This is a genomic window from Ruegeria halocynthiae (assembly GCF_900106805.1).
In the GTDB taxonomy this organism is placed as follows: domain Bacteria; phylum Pseudomonadota; class Alphaproteobacteria; order Rhodobacterales; family Rhodobacteraceae; genus Ruegeria; species Ruegeria halocynthiae.
Genome location: NZ_FNNP01000001.1, coordinates 831,003 through 849,562, shown reverse-complemented (window position 1 = coordinate 849,562; position 18,560 = coordinate 831,003). Strand labels below are relative to the sequence as shown.

The window sequence follows — 18,560 nt, the reverse complement described above, 5'->3', positions numbered from 1 at the left end:
ATCAAGCGTTGGCTTCGCGAATTTTGTCGGCAGCATCCTTGTTGTAGCCCACGTTGTTTTCTTCAAACAGCGTGTCCAGTTCACCCGATAGCGTCATTTCGGTGATGATATCGCAGCCGCCGACGAACTCGCCTTTGACATAAAGCTGCGGCACGGTCGGCCAGTCGGAATAATCTTTGATACCCTGGCGAACACCTTCGTCAGCCAGCACGTTTACGTCGGTGTATTCGACACCCATATAGTTCAGCACGCCTGCCACGCGCGAAGAAAACCCGCATTGGGGCATTTCCTTGGTGCCTTTCATGTACAGCACCACATCATTGGCTTTGACGGTCTCGTCGATCTGGGTCTTAACGTCGCTCATCTTGCTTTTCCTTTTCAACCGCTTGTGCGCTGGTCTTTTTGTCGTCGGGCAGGTCTAGTGCCCATCCTTCTTTTTCGAGCCGCCGGTGTTCAGCCTGCGCCAAGGTCACCGGATCAAGCCCATATCTTTCTATTCCGCCAACCTTGCTGAGTTTATCCGGATCGGGACGCATGTCGGCCAGTTTTCGTTTTCTGTTGCGCTTCACATAGGCTTCGATCAGCGCGGCGGCAATTATCAATGCTGCGATTACACCTATCCAGAACAGCCATCCACTCATTTTTGTTACTCAACTTTGGCGACGTTCGAAGTCGCAGCGTCTCATTTTCCTTGTGACCCGCCAATATCTGGGTCCGTATTTCAGGAGCTTTGGCAAATCACAAAACAAGATCGCTATGCAGTTGACAACATCAAAGACCAGATAGGTCAGCCTTAGCAGCACCCACCCGATCGGCTCATCCACTATTCAGGCACTTTCGTTGTCAACGCCAATGCGTGCAACTCACCAGCCGGGCCATCCATCTTGCCCTTCAGGGCCGCATAGACAGCCCTCTGCTGTTGAACGCGGTTCTTGCCGCGAAAGCTCTCGTCCACGACCATGGCGGACATGTGTACGCCGTCCTGACCACCGACCTGTATTTCTGCATCGGGAAAGGCTTCACGCAGCAGGTGTTCGATTTCGTGGGCGCTCATCGGCATGTAGGTAACTCCTAATGGTCTTTCTCAAGATGTAGAGCGCCGGAACCAAGCGTGCAAGAGCGCTTGGTCGTGCTGGAACAACGAAACCTGCGCCCTGTCCGGGCGCAGGTTCAGCGCTTTCCTGATACCGTGTGATCAGGCAACTGCATCGGCAAAGCTGCCCCGATAGGTTGCCGCCAAATCTTCCAGTGAGGCCTCGGAGGTACCGATCCTGACGGTGTTGTCCGTGAAGCGACCGACCGAGATCAGCGGGACCCCGGCCTGACCGGCGGTGATCATCAGTGCTTCGGCCTGATCGAAATTACAGGCCACCAAATAGCGGGCCTGATCTTCGCCGAACAGAAACTCGGTCGAGGCATCATCGAGACAAACGCCGACACCTGCGGCTTCGGCCAGTTCAAACGCTGCCAATGCGAGCCCGCCGTCGCTGAGATCAGTACAGGCCTTGATCATCTCACGGTTGGCACGGATGAAGTCGCCGTTGCGCGCCTCAGCATCCAGATCGACATGTGGCGCGTCGCCGTCTTCTCGGTTGAACACTTCAGCCAGCAGTGCGGATTGCCCCAGATGGCCATTGGTTTCGCCGATGACCAGCGCGACGTGGCCGTCGCGGACCTCGTTGCCAATGATCTCGTCACTATGGGCCAGCAGGCCAACTGCGCCGATGGTCGGCGTTGGCAAGATCGCTTGACCATCCGTTTCATTGTACAGCGAGACATTTCCCGAAACGATTGGCATATCCAGCGCGTCAACGGCTGCTCCGATACCCTTGATGGCGCCGACAAACTGGCCCATGATTTCGGGCTTTTCAGGGTTTCCGAAGTTCAGGTTGTCGGTGGTTGCCAGCGGCTTGGCGCCAACGGCAGTCAGGTTGCGATAAGCCTCGGCTACTGCTTGTTTGCCACCTTCAACCGGGTTCGCGCGGACATAGCGCGGAGTCACGTCGCTGGTAAAGGCCAGCACCTTGTCGGTGCCATGCACACGGACCATGCCTGCACCCAGACCCGGGATGCGCGCTGAATCCGCCATCACCATCGTATCATATTGCTCATACACCCATTGCTTGCCCGCGTAGTTGGGAGACGAGAGCAAGGCGCGCAAACCGTCGATCGGATCGATTTGCGGGATGTCGGCCAGGTCTTCGGCTTGTGGGGTAGGCGCCCAAGGGCGGTCGTACTCCGGAGCGGTCGAAGAGAGTTTGGACAGGACCAGATCGGCTTTGACCTCACCATTATGCATAATCAAGAAACGGTCTTCGGCAATCGTTTCACCAACGATGGCAAAATCCAGATCCCATTTCTCGAACACGGCACGGGCCTCGGCCTCAAGCTCGGGTTTGAGAACCATCAGCATCCGTTCCTGAGACTCCGACAGCATCATTTCATACGCTGTCATGTTCTCTTCGCGTTGAGGGACGCTTTCGAGGTCGAGGCGTACGCCGAGCCCGCCTTTGTCGCCCATTTCAACGGCCGAGCAGGTCAGACCCGCAGCACCCATATCCTGGATCGAAATCACGGCACCGGTCTGCATCAGTTCCAGCGTCGCTTCCATCAGGCGTTTCTCGGTGAAGGGATCGCCGACCTGAACGGTGGGGCGTTTTTCTTCGATGGTGTCGTCGAACTCAGCCGAAGCCATGGTTGCGCCGCCCACGCCATCGCGACCGGTTTTTGCGCCCAGATAAACGACCGGCATACCGACGCCCGAGGCCGCCGAGTAGAAAATCTTGTCACTGTCGGCCAGACCTGCGGCAAACGCGTTTACGAGGCAATTGCCATTATAGGCCGGGTGGAAGCGAACTTCGCCACCCACGCAGGGTACACCGAAACAGTTGCCATAGCCGCCGATACCTTCGACTACACCATTCACCAATTGGCGGGTCTTGTGGTGGCCGGGTTCACCAAATGACAGCGCGTTCATCGAAGCGATTGGACGCGCACCCATAGTGAACACGTCACGCAGGATACCACCTACGCCGGTCGCGGCGCCCTGATAGGGCTCGATATATGAGGGATGGTTGTGGCTTTCCATCTTGAACACCACAGCCTGGCCATCGCCAATGTCGACCACACCGGCGTTTTCACCCGGGCCGCAAATGACCTGAGGGCCCGAGGTCGGCAGGGTACGCAGCCACTTCTTCGACGATTTGTAGGAACAATGCTCGTTCCACATCGCGGAAAAGATGCCGAGTTCCGTAAAGGTCGGTTCGCGCCCGATGATCTCGAGGATCATATCGTATTCTTCGGGCTTCAACCCATGTGCGGCAATCAGATCCGGGGTGATGGCGGGCTCTTGCATTGTCTGTCCTGTGTCCATGGTAGCCGAGATTGCGCGCCTTTTATGACAAGGGGGCGCCCGTGGGAAGGGTCAAGTCAGCGCAGGTCTGCCTCGAAAAGAAAATACGGAACCGACAATACCGCCGGTTCCGTATGTTTATTTGTTGATTTCGGGATCAGCCATCGAAGCGATGATGACTGACCCGTCCAGTTTACGCCGGGTTTTGTGCTTTATTGACGGCGTCGGCAGCAGCAGCGCCGGCGGCTGCTTTTTGCTCTTCTGTAAGACTCTCTGCTTCTTCCAGACCCGGGATCGCCACCCGAACTTCACGGCGGGCAAAGTCGATGCCATTGGCATTGAACTCGGCCTTAACACGGTTGAAGATTTCCTTTCGTAGTGTGAATTGCTTGCCGGGTAGAGCCATGAATTTACCGCGGATGATCATGCCAACATCGTCAAAGTCAAAGACACCTTGCGATTTGAAGGGCTGCAGGAAACCATCCTTGTGGGTTTCGTCGGCCATCATCTCGGCACCGATCTTCTTAAAGATCTTCTTGACCTTGTTGGGATCTGTGTCGAAGGGCACGGTGAACTTCAGCTTCATGATCACCCAATCTCGGCTGAAATTGGTAAGTTTCTGAATCTCACCATAGGGGATCGTGTGAACCGGACCACGGTGGTGGCGCAGCTGCATCGAGCGGATCGAGATTTTCTCGACCGTTCCCATTGTGCCGCCTACATCGACATATTCGCCAACACGGAAGGCGTCATCAATCAGGAAGAAGATGCCGCCCACAATATCAGCCACCAACTTCTGCGCACCAAAGCCGATGGCCAGACCCAGAACGCCAGCACCAGCTAGAAGTGGTGTGATGTTGATGCCCAGCGCACCCAGCGCCAACAGGCCGAAAATGACTGTGATGGTAGCCTGCGCGGTGATCCGCAGCAGTGGTAGTACGGTTGCCAGACGAGATCCGCCCGCGCCGCCGCCTTCGCCACCGGCTTCTTCGTCCAATTCCTCGGCTGCGGTTTGCTCTTTCGCCAAACGGCGGTTGATCCAAAGCGAGACAATCTCGTTCAGGATGTAACCCACGGCAATGATCAGCAGGAACTCAATAATCGCTCCGCCGACTTCAGCTCCGATACCGGCAGATGCGACATGGCGCAGATCAAGATGCCAGACACGGGCAATCATGAAGACAACAAACAGCCCGGCCAGAACGCGGCCAATCCGGATGTAGCTGCGCTTGGTCGACCGATAAGCTTTTTCGGCCAACGGTCCTTCACCGGACATGGGGGGCTGAAGGTGACGTACGAGTCCGCGTATGAGCGTATCCAGCGCTGGTGCAATCAACAGCCAGAACATTGTCGTGAAGTGTGGCCCCTTAGAGAGCAGAGCGATGGTTGTGGGATCACGCTGTGCAATAAGAAACTCGACAAGAAACCAGATGACCGCTGAAACGCCGATAGCGAAATAGGGGTAATAGTGGGCCACTTCTTCGTCAAATTTGGTGTGATCCGGGTCGGTGCCCAGCATCATCTGAGACAACCCCTCCCGCGCCGTCCAGGCAATTACGCCGATATAGATGTGTATCGCTGCATTGAGCCAGAAACCGATCCGGGTATCCGCAGGTGTGACGCCGTTGAGCGCATTAAACCGGACGACGAACAGAGTTAACCCGACCAGGATAAGGAGGCCTATCAGATTTCGGTGCAGGTATTTCGCCCAATGATCATCAATATTGACCAACCGATAGTGCGGCTTGTTGGGGGCCAATATGAAACGTGAGGCTGCAGCACCCAATCGCGGAATCCAGATCAAGTAGAATACAAATGGAGCAGCAAACGTGATCTGTTCTGTCGTCAACAGACCACGCCCGAGCGCACGTATCACGACATAGAACACAACCAGTCCGGCGATCTCGCGACAGAACCGGCGAAACAGATACCGCACGGCACCCCAAAGGTCTGCATCGTCTTCACCGCCTGCGTGTTCGTGCCACTTGCGGGTGAGTAGGCTAAACAGCTTTTCGGCGACGTATCCGGCCACCAGAACCATCAAGATCAGTCCAAGAAGCTTCAACACGCCGCTTGACCCAAACGTCGTTGAAAAATTGTCGAACGCTTTGACCTGTGCGCTGACGATATTGGGTAGAGTCGTCAGAACCTGGGTCCACGATGTGACCATCTCAGCCCAGATTTCGTTGATCTCGGTCAGAGGGTCCTCATGATCTTCATTGGCTTTGGCGTGCTTTTCGGCAACTGCGTCAAGGCGTTCCAACAAAATTGCGCGTACCTGATCATCAGACATGCGAGCCACGAGGTCGTCGACCTGCTCGGGCGTTAGATCCTCGGGTATCGTTACCGTGGAAGTTGTGCTTGAGTCTTGTGCATGAAGCGGAACAGCCAGTAACAAGACAGATACCATCGCCAGCAATAGGCGGATTGAGTGGAACATGAATTTGCCCTCGAACACGAATTTTGATTGTTTTTCCGGGATCATAGGCCCGGGTGTTCGATTTTCCCAGTGCTTTCCTTGGAATTGCATCTGCCTGGTGCAAAAAAAAGGCCGAGCACTAAGCTCGGCCGTAGTCCAACAGGGAGGTATGAAGATGATGAGCGTTACAGCATCACCGCCTTCAATTGCCCATTTAGGGATCAGTTTGTTAACGATCAAGGTCTATTAGTGCATGCGAATGACATGCCCGCTATGCTCAGCGTGCATGGCTACAGTTTGCCCAATTGCCTCAGTTGTTTACGATGGGCGATAATCTCGTCTTGCACGAAATCCCGAAACGCAGCTATCCGTTTGGAATGACGCAATTCTTCGGGGTAGGCGAGGTATACTGGAACATCCGCGCTTTCAATATCTGACATGACGGGAACCAGGTCTGGGAAGTCCTCGGTCACATAGTCAGGCAGCACTCCGATCCCAAGATCATGAAGCACGCCCTGAAGAACTCCGAAATAATTGTTCACGGTCAACAACGAGCCAGGATTATAGGTCATCACGTGCCGAACCATTGATGCACTTGCGCCGACCTGCGGGGCCGATGGTGTTTGGCAGATCAATCTGTGCTTTGAGATTTCTTCCAGCGTTTCAGGAGCGCCGCCATGAGTATCGAGATAGCTTCGCGTTGCATAGAGCAGCATCTGAACCGTCATCAGGCGCTTGCGCACCAGATCGGCTTGGCTGGGCTCTTTCATGCGGATGGCCACGTCGGCTTCGCGCATGGGCAGGTCCAAAACCCGTTCTTCAAGCATGAGGTCGATATTGAGGTCGGGGTATTGCTCATAGAGTTTGGGCAGGCGCGGGGCGAGCCACAAGGTGCCAAATCCAAAAGTCGTGGTTACCCGTAGGACGCCGAACACCTCATCTTCGCTGTCACGGATGCGTGCGGCGGCAGCGTCCAGACGTTTCGACATTGCCGACGTGGCATCAAACAGCAATTCCCCCTGTTCGGTCAGGATCAATCCGCGCGCGTGCCGGTGGAACAGGGTCGCATCCAGTGATTCTTCGAGCGCCCGGATCTGACGACTCACGGCAGATTGGGACAAATTCAGCTTGTCCCCTGCATGTGTGAGGCTGCCTGCATCCGCAACCGCGTGAAATATTCTGAGCTTGTCCCAATCCATCGCCGCAACTTTCGTTATCTTTTGGCAGCCCTATATGAAACAGGTAACAAATTCCACATTCAAACCGGGAAATCGTTACGGCAATAGAGAAATTTGCTATACAGGTCAGTAATTATGACCTAATATGATACCAAATACAGCACACTAATCCGACGAGGGGAGACGTCAGATGAGTCAGCCGAAAATCACATTGAATGATCGGTTCGATCTGTCCAAAAGCCCGGTTCTTTTGAACGGCACACAGGCGCTGGTGCGACTGATGCTGATGCAAAAGGAACGCGACAGGGCGGCGGGGCTGAATACCGCGGGTCTTGTGACGGGATATCGTGGTTCACCGCTTGGGGCGGTTGACCTTCAGATGTCGCGTGCTGAAAAGCAACTGGCTGAAAGCGATGTAACCTTTCAATACGGTCTGAACGAAGACCTTGCGGCCACCGCACTGTGGGGCAGCCAACAGGCCGGATTGCGCGGGGACGGCAAATTCGATGGTGTGTTTGGTCTGTGGTACGGGAAAGGTCCCGGTGTCGACCGGTCGGGCGACGTCATGCGCCATGCGAATATGGCTGGTACCGCTCAGCATGGGGGCGTGCTGATGGCGATGGGGGATGATCATACCGGCGAAAGCTCAACCGTGTTGCATCAGTCGGAATGGTCTTTGGTCGATATGTATATGCCTGTTGTCAGCCCGGCTGGTGTTCAGGAAATACTGGATTATGGCGTTTACGGCTTTGCACTTAGCCGGTTCGCTGGCGTCTGGGTCGGATTGAAGACGATGAAGGACACAATCGAGGTCACCTCGGTTGTGGATGGTCACCCCGACCGGATGCAGTTGACGGTTCCTCCGTTCGATATGCCTGATGGCGGTCTGAACATTCGGTTGGGCGATACGCCTCATCTGCAAGAGGCACGTGTCATTGATTACAAACGCTTCGCGGCCGAAACGTTTTCTCACGCCAACAAATTGGACAAGCGGGTTTGGGGAAAACCTGGCGCGAAGATCGGTTTTGTTGCTGCGGGCAAGAACTGGTTGGATTTGGTTCACGCCATGTCGCTACTCAATATCAACGCCAGCGAAGCCGAGCGATTGGGTATAACGACCTACAAGATCGGTCAGACTTTCCCGTTAGATATGAAGGGGTTCCACGACTGGGCTGAAGGTCTGGATCTGATCGTTATCGTCGAGGAAAAACGCAAGCTGATCGAAGTTCAGGTCAAAGAGGCCATCTTTGACGACCGGCGCGGTCGTCGCGTGTACGGCTGGTACAAGGGTGGTGCCGGAACGCTGCACCGTGAAGAGCTGTTCCCGACCCGAGGGGCGCTTGACCCGATCATGATCGCCGAAAAGCTGGGCGAGATTTTGATTGAGGAAGGTCATGATACGGACGGCGTTCGCGCCGGACTAGCAAAACTTGATGAGGCGCGGCGAGCCGACAACGCACAAGAAATCGCGGCTCGATTGCCGTATTTCTGTTCGGGTTGCCCGCATAACAGTTCGACCAAGTTGCCGGAAGGCAGCCGGGCTTATGCGGGGATAGGCTGTCACTACATGGTGCAGTGGATGGATCGTGAAACCACCGGGTTCACTCAGATGGGTGGTGAAGGGGCAAATTGGGTAGGGGAGGCTCCGTTTTCGACCACCAATCACGTGTTCCAGAACCTCGGTGATGGTACATACAACCACTCGGGCGTTCAGGCGATCCGGGCTGCGCTGGCGGCGGGTACCAACATCACGTTCAAAATCCTGTTCAATGATGCCGTCGCCATGACGGGGGGGCAGGAAAACGAAGGCGGGTTGAGCGCCGAACGGATCGTGGCCGAGGTCAAGGCCATGGGTGTCAGGGACGTCGCGGTCGTCTATGACGAGAAAGAAGATGTGAATTTCAAGGCCATGCCTGCCGGTATCGAGACTTTTGAACGGGCAGACCTGATGAAGGTTCAGGGTAAGTTTCGCGAAATAGAAGGCGTATCGGTCATTGTTTACATCCAGACCTGTGCTGCCGAAAAGCGCAGGCGGCGCAAGCGGGGGATGTTCCCGGACCCGGACAAGCGTGTGTTTATCAATACCGATATCTGCGAAGGGTGCGGTGATTGCGGGGTGCAGTCGAACTGCGTCTCGATTGTTCCGAAGGAAACGGAGCTGGGACGAAAGCGGTCGATTGATCAATCAAGCTGCAACAAGGACTTCTCGTGTTTGAACGGATTTTGCCCCTCGTTCATAACCGTCGAAGGTGCAAAGGTTCGCAAAGAGGCAACGACCGAGATCGATCTGCCGGACCTGCCCGGACCGAGCCTGCCGCAAATTGACGGCACACATAACGTTGTCATCACAGGTGTCGGTGGTACCGGCGTTGTAACGATTGGTGCAGTTCTTGCGCAGGCCGCACAGATCGACGGTAAGGCTGCAGGCATGATGGAGATGGCGGGTCTGGCACAAAAGGGCGGTGCGGTTCACATCCATTGTCGCCTTGCGAACGCGCCTGATGATATCAGCGCAATTCGCGTCGCGACCGGAGAGGCTCATGCTCTGATCGGGGGGGATCTGGTTGTGTCGGCTGGCGCGAAGACTCTGGGGCTGATGCGCGCAGGCCAATCCGGTGCCGTGGTGAACAATCACGAAATCGTCACGGGCGATTTCACCCGCGACACTGATTTTAAGATCCCAGGCGACCGCCTCGAGCTGGCGTTGAGAGCACGGCTTAAGGATTCGGTTGATCTGTTTGATGCCACCGATCTGGCGCGCGCAGTAATGGGGGATTCGATCTATTCCAACATGATGGTGTTTGGCGCCACTTGGCAGCGTGGGTTAATACCAATCCGGCATCAGGCAATCATGGAAGCGATCGAATTGAACGGCGCTGCTGTGGAACGTAACAAACGCGCCTTTGAGGTGGGTCGTTGGGCGGTCACACATCCCGAAGAGGTCGAGAAGACTCTGCGCCCAAACGTGGCGGAACTGCCGAAGACTCTGGATCAGGTGATCGACTTTCGCGCCGCACATCTTGGCGATTATCAAGGCAAGCGGTTGGCGAAACGCTATCGCAAGCTGGTCGCGAGTGTAGAAGACAAATTTGTTCGCGAGGCGGTTGCAAAAGGGTATCACAAGCTCTTGTCCTACAAGGATGAATACGAGGTCGCGCGTTTGCTGCTCGACAGTCGTCAGAAGGCCGCGGCCGAGTTTGATGGTGACTTCAAGATGACCTTTCACCTTGCGCCACCGACGTTGGGCACAAAAGGCGAGAATGGTCGCCCACCTAAAAAGGCCTTTGGTGAATGGTTCTTGGGGCCTTTGGGGGTGCTTGCGAAGCTGAAAGTTCTGCGTGGCACGCCGCTGGATCTGTTCGGTTATTCGGCTGAACGCAGGATGGAGCGCGCCCTGATCCGTCAGTATGAAAAGGACATGAAAGAAGTTCTGACAAAGCTCACCCCAGAGACACGCGATGCGATTGCAACACTCGCGGCATTGCCATTGGACATTCGCGGGTTTGGTCAGGTTTTGATCGCAAACGAAGCCAAGGCTGCGAAACGGCGAGAGGAATTGCTTGCCGTGATCCAAAATGGTGGGCCCGAGATGCGGTCTGCGGCAGAGTGAAGCTTTGCAAGCAAGACTTAAAATCTAGGCAAATTGGTTGCTCGGTCGTATCAAGGCGATATCAAACCGGAGGAATCAATGCCCTCGCGTCATCACGTCGCTCGTGACATTTCCTACGCCCATTCCGCGGAAACGCGGAGCGGGCGGATGGTGATCAAACTGATGGAAAACACCACCGGCCGCCTGCGCCTGATCCGCCGCGCTGACGGGTATGAACAGGAGGTCGCGCAGGGGCGTGATTTTTGGTCGGTGATGGCGGATCGTTATGGGCTGACTCTGGACGTGGTTGGGGGCGCATTGTCGAACATCCCCAAAGATGGGCCGCTGATTCTGATCGCAAACCATCCCTACGGTATTCTGGATGGGCTGATGATGGGCCACATCCTTTCGCAGACGCGCAGAGATTTTCGCATTCTGGCCAATCATGTGTTTCGCAAAGCCGAAGACCTAGAGCGCATTGTCCTTCCGATCTCATTCGATGCCACCAAGGAGGCGATGAAGCTGAATCTGGAAACTCGAAAGACGGCCCTGAACTATTTGGGTGCCGGCGGGGCAATCGGGATATTTCCGGGTGGTACAGTCAGCACGGCTGCCAAGCCATTCTCTTACCCGATGGACCCGGGCTGGCGCGGGTTTACGGCGCGGATGGTAGCAAAATCGAACGCGACTGTGTTGCCTGTATTTTTTGACGGTCACACTTCGCGCCTGTTCCAGATTGCCAGCCATCTGCACAACACGCTGCGGATGGGCCTGCTGATCAAAGAGTTCAAGAAACGTGTTGATACGCCTGTTCGCGTGGTTGTCGGCGACCCCATTGGGCGCGACGTTCTGGACCCATTGGGCAAAGATACGCGCAAGATGATGGATTTCCTGCGCAAAGCCACGTATGAGCTGTCTCCAACACCGCTGAAGTCCTATGACTACGGCTATGAATTCGAGGAACGGCATCGCGCCTGAAGGGGCAAATGGCAGTAGGCATCTTTGATTCCGGGTTGGGCGGTCTGACCGTCTTGAACGCCGCGCAGAAACGTCTGCCCGACGTTGGTTTCCTGTATTATGCAGATAGCTTACACGCGCCTTACGGTGTGCGTGATGCCGATGATATCTATAACCTGACCCGCACTGCGGTGCAGAACCTGTGGGATCGCGGCTGCAATCTGGTGATTCTGGCCTGCAACACCGCTAGCGCTGCCGCTCTGCGTCGGATGCAGGAGGCTGGTGTGCCCGAGGGTAAACGGGTGCTGGGCGTCTTTGTGCCACTGATCGAGGCGCTGACGGAACGGCAGTGGGGGGACAATTCTCCTCCGCGTGAAGTTGAGGTGCAGCACGTGGCGCTTTTCGCGACACCTGCAACCGTCTCTAGCCGCGCGTTTCAGCGGGAACTGGCGTTCCGGGCGATTGGCGTGGATGTCGAAGCACAAGCCTGCGGGGGCGTCGTCGATGCCATCGAAGAGGGCGATATGATTCTGGCCGAGGCGCTGGTGCGCAGCCATGTGGATGCCTTGAAACGTAAGATGCCAGAGCCACAAGCGGCGATTCTGGGCTGCACTCATTATCCGCTGATGGCCGAGGCGTTCCAACAGGCTCTTGGGCCGGATGTGAAGGTTTACAGCCAGGGTGATCTGGTTGCTGAGAGCCTGACGGATTATTTGCAGCGCCACCCGAATATGCTGGGCGACAGTGCTGGCGGGTTCCTGACAACAGGCAAACCAGGTGTGGTGACGGATCGTGCGACGCAGTTCCTCCGACGACAGATCACCTTCGAAGCCGCCTGACCTAGGTCAAGGACGGCGCTTTTCCGATTTCGTAATTCGTTGACCGTCACAGCGGCGGTCACCCCATGTGAACATGAATGAAAGAGGTCTGATATGACCCATAAAATCGCAATTCTGGGTGCTTCCGGTTATACCGGCGCGGAACTCGTGCGGCTGATTGCCGGGCATCCGAACCTGGAAATCACCGCTCTGGCCGCTGAGCGCAAGGCAGGGCAGACCATGGCGCAGGTGTTTCCGCATCTGCGGCATATGGATTTGCCTGTTTTGTGCAAAATCTCCGAGATCGACTTTTCACAGATCGATTTGTGCTTTTGTGCCTTGCCGCATAAGACCAGTCAGGAAGTCATCCGGGATCTGCCCAATAGTTTGAAAATCGTTGATCTTTCAGCAGATTTTCGGCTTCGGGACGGTGATGAATACGAGAAGTGGTATGGCAATCCACATACTGCACTCGGGCATCAGCAAGAGGCTGTTTATGGCCTCACAGAATTTTACCGCGATGAGATTCGTGCCGCGCGGTTAGTCGCCGGGACCGGATGCAACGCAGCGACCGGTCAATATGTGTTGCGGCCGTTGATAACGGCGGGTGTGATTGATCTGGATGATATCATTCTGGACCTGAAATGCGCGGTTTCGGGTGCTGGACGTGCGATGAAAGAGAACCTTTTGCACGCGGAGCTGAGCGAAGGCGCGAATGCTTATGCAGTTGGCGGTACACATCGGCATCTTGGTGAGTTTGATCAGGAATTCTCGGAACTCGCGGGCCGTACTGTGCACGTACAGTTCACGCCGCATTTAATCCCGGCCAACCGGGGTATTCTGGCGACTTCTTATGTGAAGGGCGACCCGCAGAGCGTTTATGAGACGCTGCAATCGGCATACGAATCTGAACCCTTCATCGAATTGCTGCCCTTTGGCGAGACACCTTCAACCCATCATGTCCGTGGGTCAAACTTCTGTCATATCGGTGTAGTCGGAGATCGGATCGAACGGCGTGCAATCGTCGTGGCTGCATTGGATAATTTGACAAAAGGTAGCAGCGGGCAAGCCTTGCAGAACGCCAACCTGATGTTAGGTGAAGATGAAACCCAGGGGCTGATGATGGCCCCTCTGTTCCCGTGAGGACGGTATGAAAACGCTCAAGAAACGTCGTCGAGTTCAGGTCATTCTTCTGGCTGTCGTAGCCTTGGTGCTGGCGACGGGTCTAATCGGATTTGCGATGCGCGACGGCATCAACTTCTTTCGCTCACCCAGTCAGGTGATTGCGGAACCGCCCAAACCGACCGAGGTGTTTCGGATCGGCGGGTTGGTCGAAGAGGGTTCGATCATTCGAGGGCAAGGTGAAACTATATACTTCGTTGTCACTGATGGAGGTGAAAGCGTTAAAGTTGCGTTTACCGGTGTTTTGCCTGATTTGTTCTCGGAAAATCAGGGAATGGTCGGCACAGGTAGTTATGTGAATGGCGTCTTTGAAGCCACTGAAATACTAGCAAAACATGACGAAACCTACATGCCGAAAGAGGTCGTGGATGCGCTGAAAGAGCAAGGCGTTTATCAGGAAGCCGGCGATAGCTGAGCAGTTCCGAATTCTTACAAACGATAAGGGCGTTGCATGGGAAAGCCATGCAGCGCCCTCTGTTCTAGCGTCAGATTAATACAATTGCTCGACCGTCTGCCAGACCAGAGCAGAGGTGAAGAGAATGCGGACGGTGCGACAGATCGCAAACGGAATCGTGGCGCGGGAAGGCGGGTTTGTGGATGACCCCGATGACCCCGGAGGGGCAACGAAATACGGGGTGACGATCCACGCCATGCGTCGGTTGGGTCTTGATCTGGATCGTGATGGCGCGGTGACACAACTAGATGTGCGGGCGCTGAGCAAGGCACAAGCCGTCGACATCTTCCTTGAACATTATTTTGAGAAACCACGTGTGGGGCTTTTGCCCGGCGCAGTGCAGGCGTCTGTTTTTGACATGTATGTGAATGCCGGGGCGCAGGCGGTGAAGATCCTTCAAAACCTCCTGCGTCAGATGGGGTATGACGTCAGCGTTGACGGCATGATCGGGCCTCAGACTGCGCACGCGACTAAGGATGCCACCAAACCCAGACCGCTCGCCCTGCGAGACGCCTACGGGGTTGCGCGGAGAAACTACTATTTCCGTTTGGCAGATCAGCGGGCAACGCTGAGAAAATACGCTCGGACGCGCGCAGGAGGGAAAGGTGGCTGGATCAGGCGTGCCGAGGAATTTTTGTCCGCCAAGTACCATCTGAGCGACGATGATTTTCAGAAAAGGATTTCGGGATGGGTTTGATATCTGGTCTTCTTGGGTTTCTGTTTGGCGGAGGTCGCAACGTGATCCGCGAGACTGCTGAGGTCTTTCGCGAAAATGCAGATCAGGGCGCCGAGCGCTCCGCGGCATTGCGCAGTGCAGCAATGGCGCAATTCGGAACCGAATTCCAAAATCCCGCCAAGGGTGGTTTTGATCGTTTTATGGACGGGTTGAATCGCCTGCCGCGCCCTGCGTTGGCCCTAGGTACATTGGGGTTGTTTCTTGCGGCAATGTTTGATCCGCTATGGTTCGCTGCGCGAATGCAGGGGATTGCTTTGGTTCCGGAACCACTTTGGTGGCTTCTGGGGATTATCGTGTCGTTCTATTTTGGTGCGCGACATCAGATCAAAGCGCAGGAATTTCAACGGGAGATCGGCGCAACAGCACTGCGGGTGCCCGAAGTTATCGCCAATCTCGAAATGATCCATGAGCTGCGCGATGACAGCCCGGGTGTTGCGGATACTGGACCGGATGCAGCGCTGGCCGAGGTAGTAGGCCGGGCAGAATCAAATCCAGCACTTGAGGATTGGCGGCGCCTGCGCAAGACCTGAGGCGCGACACTATGTGCGGCGATCCTTGACGAATGTTAATGGCACATGCCGGGTCGCCGGAGTATAAGCGGGCCATGATTACAGAGCTCGGCCATTTCGCACTGATCCTAGCCTTCCTAGTCGCCATCGTTCAGACTGTGGTGCCTCTGATCGGGGCTGCCAACCGCTGGAACGGGTGGATGGTTTTCGCAGAACCCGCGGCGATCGCTCAGTTCCTACTGACGGCGTTCTCGTTTGGCGCTTTGGTCTGGGCGTTCGTGGCCTCTGACTTTTCGCTCAGGATCGTGGTAGAGAACAGTCATTCCGCCAAGCCAATGCTGTACAAGATCAGCGGAACTTGGGGCAACCACGAAGGCTCGATGCTGCTGTGGGTCTTTATCGTTACCATTTTTGGGGCATTGGCGGCGGTGTTTGGTGGGGGACTACCACCGACGCTCAAGGCGCGCGTGCTGTCGGTGCAAGCCGCAATCGGCGTGGCGTTTTTTGCATTCATTCTGTTCACCTCGAACCCGTTCGATCGCCTGCCGGTGCCGCCATTTGATGGTCGAGACCTGAATCCTCTGTTGCAGGACCCCGGTTTGGCGTTTCACCCTCCATTTCTGTATCTGGGCTATGTCGGCCTCAGCATGGCCTTCAGCTTTGCTGTTGCTGCGCTGATCGAAGGCCGCGTGGATGCGGCGTGGGGCCGTTGGGTGCGGCCCTGGACGCTTGCGGCGTGGATCTTCCTGACTATTGGTATCGCATTGGGGTCTTGGTGGGCCTATTACGAACTTGGCTGGGGCGGATTCTGGTTCTGGGATCCGGTAGAAAATGCCTCATTCATGCCATGGCTTCTGGCCGCAGCGCTGCTTCATTCAGCCATCGTGGTCGAAAAACGGGAGGCTCTGAAAAGCTGGACCATTCTGTTGGCGATCATCGCCTTTGGCTTCTCGCTGATCGGTACGTTTATTGTAAGATCGGGGCTTCTGACTTCGGTTCATGCCTTCGCAAATGACCCTGAGCGCGGTGTGTTCATCCTGTTCATTCTGGTGATTTTCATCGGCGGTGCGTTGACGCTGTTTGCGGCCCGTGCGCAATCGATGGAGGCCAAGGGCGTGTTCGGGATGGTTAGCCGCGAAAGTGCGCTAATTCTGAACAATATCCTGCTGGCGGTCAGTTGTTTCGTCGTGTTCTTTGGCACGCTCTGGCCGATGGTTGCCGAGATGGCCTTTGACCGTAAACTCTCGGTTGGGGCGCCGTTCTTTAATGCGGCCTTTACGCCGTTCATGATTGCCCTCGGTATCGTACTTCCTGTCGGGGCAATGCTGCCATGGAAGCGGGGCAGACTGGGACGGGCGGCGTGGTCTCTGCGTTATGCGTTTGTTCTGGCATTGGCGCTGGCAATATTGGTCTGGGTTATGCAGACCGGACGCAGCGCATTGGGGCCGGTGGGTCTGTTCCTTGGGGCTTGGATCACTTTTGGCGCGATTGTCGATCTCTGGAGCCGTACAGGTCGCAAAGGTAGCTTGACGCGTTTGTTCCGGCTGCCAGGAGCGGACTGGGGTAAGGCCGTTGCTCATACCGGACTGGGTGTGACGATATTCGCGATTGCCGGGCTGACCGCATGGGAGGTTGAAGATATCCGCGTGGTGCAACCAGGACAGCCATTCGAAGTTGGACAGTTCACCCTGACGCTAAAGGACGTGCGCCGGGTTCAGGGGCCGAATTACTTTTCGACAATGGCGGATGTGGTTGTCGAAAAGAATGGACGCCAGATAACGACGGTACATCCCGAAAAACGCGACTATCCGGTGGCGCGGATGCCCACGACCGAAGCCGCGATTGACTATCGGTTCCTGCGTGATCTGTATGTAGTGATCGGCGATCAGCAGGCAGATGGCGGTTGGGTGATGCGGACCTACATCAAGCCTCTGGCAAACTGGATTTGGGGCGGATGTATCCTGATGGCTCTGGGCGGTGTGCTCAGCCTGTCAGACCGCCGGTTCCGTGTTGCCGCCGGGGCACGGAAAGCGCCCGCAAGCGGAGTGCCTGCCGAATGAAATATCTGATTTTGACCCTTTTGCTGCTTGCGTCTCCGCTCTTGGCAGTTCAGCCGGACGAGGTGCTCGACGACCCGGCGCTTGAGGCGCGGGCGAGAGATATAAGCACCGGCTTGCGCTGTCTGGTCTGTCGAAACGAAAGCATTGATGAAAGCAACGCCGAGCTTGCACGTGATCTGCGTATCCTGCTGCGCGAACGTCTTGTCGCGGGAGATACGGATCAGGAGGCGGTGGAATTCATCGTTGATCGCTATGGCGAATATGTCCTTCTGAAACCGACCACGACCGGAGCCAATCTGATGCTTTGGTTAGCAGGACCGATCATGTTGCTGATCGCGGCAGGCATGGGATGGAGCTTTTTGCGGAAACGCTCGCAACATCAAAAAGCGGCCCATTCTGACGCTCTGAGCGAGGAAGAACAGGAACGCCTGCGCCAAATATTGGAAGACTGACGCGCGGTTCTGCTTTTCCTTTTTCCACATTTACGTCAGGGTTTTGCACAACGCTGCGCAGGTGAGGTTTAAATGGAATACGAAGCGGTCCTTCTGGATATTACCGACGATTTGGCGGTTCTAACATTGAATCGGCCAGACAAGATGAATGCGCTGACAACGCAGATGCGGGCCGAGATTACCCACGCAATGAAAGAATCAGCGCGTCACGCTCGGGCAATTGTTGTGACGGGGGCAGGGCCTGCATTCTGTTCTGGTCAGGATCTGGGCGACGCGTCAAGCACCGGAAAGATCGATCTCGAACGCGCACTGCGGGATGAATACGAACCGATGCTTGAGGCGATCTATGATTGCCCGGTTCCAACCATCGCGGCTGTTAACGGCGCGGCAGCAGGGGCAGGGGCCAATCTCGCGCTCTGTGCCGATGTCGTAATCGCAACCGAGCGGGCGTATTTCCTGCAGGCATTCGCTCGGATCGGATTGCTGCCCGACGCTGGCGGTACCTGGTTCATGCCGCGTCAGATGGGAATTGCCAAGGCAATGGGGGCTGCTTTGTTTGCGGATAAGATCAGCGCGCGTCAGGCAGATGACTGGGGGCTGATCTGGGAGGCGGTTTCTGACGATCAGTTTGATGCGCACTGGCGTGAGCGCGCTGCCTATCTGGCCAACGGTCCAACTGCCGGTTTCCGGGCGATCAAACAGGCAATCAGGGGTACTTACGATAGAACATTGCCGAAACAACTCGCTGCCGAGGCGCATCTTCAGGGCGAATGCGGCAGAACCCGCGACTTTGCCGAAGGTGTGGTGGCCTTTCTGGAAAAACGCCCCCCGAAATTCGAGGGGCGTTAATCAAT

The 18,560-nt window shown here is 55.9% G+C and carries 16 protein-coding genes; 10 read left to right on the top strand and 6 right to left on the bottom strand.

Annotated elements, in window-relative coordinates; translation table 11 throughout:
• Position 1: 1 nt before the first annotated feature.
• The 6 genes from grxD to BLU89_RS04305 all read right to left on the bottom strand — a co-directional run bounded on the left by grxD (position 2) and on the right by BLU89_RS04305 (position 6,970).
• Positions 2-364 carry a Grx4 family monothiol glutaredoxin gene (gene grxD / locus BLU89_RS04330; protein ID WP_074734749.1) on the bottom strand — a complete coding sequence of 121 codons (363 nt, stop codon included), beginning with the start codon at positions 362-364 and terminating at the stop codon, positions 2-4.
• Positions 351-641, bottom strand: coding sequence for a hypothetical protein (locus BLU89_RS04325; RefSeq protein ID WP_074734747.1), 291 nt, complete (start codon positions 639-641; stop codon positions 351-353). Before BLU89_RS04325 ends, grxD begins: the two co-directional genes overlap by 14 nt.
• 182 nt (positions 642-823) lie before the next feature.
• Complete coding sequence (locus tag BLU89_RS04320; protein ID WP_074734745.1) at positions 824-1,060, bottom strand: BolA/IbaG family iron-sulfur metabolism protein; 237 nt, start codon at positions 1,058-1,060, stop codon at positions 824-826.
• Positions 1,061-1,195: 135 nt separating this feature from the next.
• A complete protein-coding gene (gene purL, locus BLU89_RS04315; RefSeq protein ID WP_074734743.1) occupies positions 1,196-3,355 on the bottom strand; it encodes a phosphoribosylformylglycinamidine synthase subunit PurL in 2,160 nt (719 codons plus the stop codon).
• A 190-nt stretch (positions 3,356-3,545) separates the two neighbouring features.
• Positions 3,546-5,792 carry a mechanosensitive ion channel family protein gene (locus tag BLU89_RS04310; RefSeq protein WP_074736380.1) on the bottom strand — a complete coding sequence of 749 codons (2,247 nt, stop codon included), beginning with the start codon at positions 5,790-5,792 and terminating at the stop codon, positions 3,546-3,548.
• A 269-nt stretch (positions 5,793-6,061) separates the two neighbouring features.
• Positions 6,062-6,970 (bottom strand): LysR family transcriptional regulator, encoded by a 909-nt coding sequence (locus tag BLU89_RS04305; RefSeq protein ID WP_074734741.1) that lies wholly within the window; start codon positions 6,968-6,970, stop codon positions 6,062-6,064.
• 169 nt (positions 6,971-7,139) lie between these two features.
• Here BLU89_RS04305 and BLU89_RS04300 point away from each other — a divergent pair, with 169 nt between their 5' ends.
• From BLU89_RS04300 to BLU89_RS04255, 10 genes are all read left to right on the top strand, one after another.
• On the top strand, positions 7,140-10,559 hold the full coding sequence (locus tag BLU89_RS04300; protein ID WP_074734739.1) for an indolepyruvate ferredoxin oxidoreductase family protein: 3,420 nt from the start codon (positions 7,140-7,142) through the stop codon (positions 10,557-10,559).
• Between the two features lie 78 nt (positions 10,560-10,637).
• On the top strand, positions 10,638-11,516 hold the full coding sequence (locus BLU89_RS04295; protein ID WP_074734738.1) for a lysophospholipid acyltransferase family protein: 879 nt from the start codon (positions 10,638-10,640) through the stop codon (positions 11,514-11,516).
• Positions 11,517-11,524: 8 nt separating this feature from the next.
• Positions 11,525-12,334: a glutamate racemase gene (locus tag BLU89_RS04290; protein WP_074734737.1), complete on the top strand. Its 810-nt coding sequence runs from the start codon at positions 11,525-11,527 to the stop codon at positions 12,332-12,334.
• A 93-nt stretch (positions 12,335-12,427) separates the two neighbouring features.
• Positions 12,428-13,456, top strand: coding sequence for an N-acetyl-gamma-glutamyl-phosphate reductase (gene argC, locus BLU89_RS04285; protein ID WP_074734736.1), 1,029 nt, complete (start codon positions 12,428-12,430; stop codon positions 13,454-13,456).
• Positions 13,457-13,463: 7 nt separating this feature from the next.
• Positions 13,464-13,910, top strand: coding sequence for a cytochrome c maturation protein CcmE (gene ccmE, locus BLU89_RS04280; RefSeq protein WP_074734734.1), 447 nt, complete (start codon positions 13,464-13,466; stop codon positions 13,908-13,910).
• A gap of 124 nt (positions 13,911-14,034) precedes the next feature.
• Positions 14,035-14,646, top strand: coding sequence for a holin-associated N-acetylmuramidase (locus BLU89_RS04275; RefSeq protein ID WP_074734733.1), 612 nt, complete (start codon positions 14,035-14,037; stop codon positions 14,644-14,646).
• On the top strand, positions 14,637-15,215 hold the full coding sequence (locus BLU89_RS04270; protein ID WP_074734732.1) for a holin family protein: 579 nt from the start codon (positions 14,637-14,639) through the stop codon (positions 15,213-15,215). The genes BLU89_RS04275 and BLU89_RS04270 overlap by 10 nt, the downstream gene beginning before the upstream one ends.
• Positions 15,216-15,289: 74 nt before the next feature.
• Complete coding sequence (locus BLU89_RS04265) at positions 15,290-17,254, top strand: heme lyase CcmF/NrfE family subunit (protein WP_074736378.1); 1,965 nt, start codon at positions 15,290-15,292, stop codon at positions 17,252-17,254.
• Positions 17,251-17,706: a cytochrome c-type biogenesis protein gene (locus BLU89_RS04260; RefSeq protein WP_074734730.1), complete on the top strand. Its 456-nt coding sequence runs from the start codon at positions 17,251-17,253 to the stop codon at positions 17,704-17,706. The genes BLU89_RS04265 and BLU89_RS04260 overlap by 4 nt, the downstream gene beginning before the upstream one ends.
• A gap of 72 nt (positions 17,707-17,778) precedes the next feature.
• Complete coding sequence (locus BLU89_RS04255; RefSeq protein WP_074734728.1) at positions 17,779-18,555, top strand: enoyl-CoA hydratase-related protein; 777 nt, start codon at positions 17,779-17,781, stop codon at positions 18,553-18,555.
• Positions 18,556-18,560: the final 5 nt, after the last annotated feature.

Coding starts and splice junctions, on each gene's coding strand:
- BLU89_RS04255 (WP_074734728.1), top strand. CDS start 17,779: ATGGAATACGAAGCGGTCCTTCTGGATATTACCGACGATTTGGCGGTT.
- BLU89_RS04310 (WP_074736380.1), bottom strand. CDS start 5,792: ATGTTCCACTCAATCCGCCTATTGCTGGCGATGGTATCTGTCTTGTTA.
- BLU89_RS04270 (WP_074734732.1), top strand. CDS start 14,637: ATGGGTTTGATATCTGGTCTTCTTGGGTTTCTGTTTGGCGGAGGTCGC.
- BLU89_RS04300 (WP_074734739.1), top strand. CDS start 7,140: ATGAGTCAGCCGAAAATCACATTGAATGATCGGTTCGATCTGTCCAAA.
- BLU89_RS04305 (WP_074734741.1), bottom strand. CDS start 6,970: ATGGATTGGGACAAGCTCAGAATATTTCACGCGGTTGCGGATGCAGGC.
- BLU89_RS04295 (WP_074734738.1), top strand. CDS start 10,638: ATGCCCTCGCGTCATCACGTCGCTCGTGACATTTCCTACGCCCATTCC.
- grxD (WP_074734749.1), bottom strand. CDS start 364: ATGAGCGACGTTAAGACCCAGATCGACGAGACCGTCAAAGCCAATGAT.
- BLU89_RS04275 (WP_074734733.1), top strand. CDS start 14,035: ATGCGGACGGTGCGACAGATCGCAAACGGAATCGTGGCGCGGGAAGGC.
- BLU89_RS04290 (WP_074734737.1), top strand. CDS start 11,525: ATGGCAGTAGGCATCTTTGATTCCGGGTTGGGCGGTCTGACCGTCTTG.
- BLU89_RS04320 (WP_074734745.1), bottom strand. CDS start 1,060: ATGCCGATGAGCGCCCACGAAATCGAACACCTGCTGCGTGAAGCCTTT.
- argC (WP_074734736.1), top strand. CDS start 12,428: ATGACCCATAAAATCGCAATTCTGGGTGCTTCCGGTTATACCGGCGCG.
- BLU89_RS04260 (WP_074734730.1), top strand. CDS start 17,251: ATGAAATATCTGATTTTGACCCTTTTGCTGCTTGCGTCTCCGCTCTTG.
- purL (WP_074734743.1), bottom strand. CDS start 3,355: ATGCAAGAGCCCGCCATCACCCCGGATCTGATTGCCGCACATGGGTTG.
- BLU89_RS04265 (WP_074736378.1), top strand. CDS start 15,290: ATGATTACAGAGCTCGGCCATTTCGCACTGATCCTAGCCTTCCTAGTC.
- BLU89_RS04325 (WP_074734747.1), bottom strand. CDS start 641: ATGAGTGGATGGCTGTTCTGGATAGGTGTAATCGCAGCATTGATAATT.
- ccmE (WP_074734734.1), top strand. CDS start 13,464: ATGAAAACGCTCAAGAAACGTCGTCGAGTTCAGGTCATTCTTCTGGCT.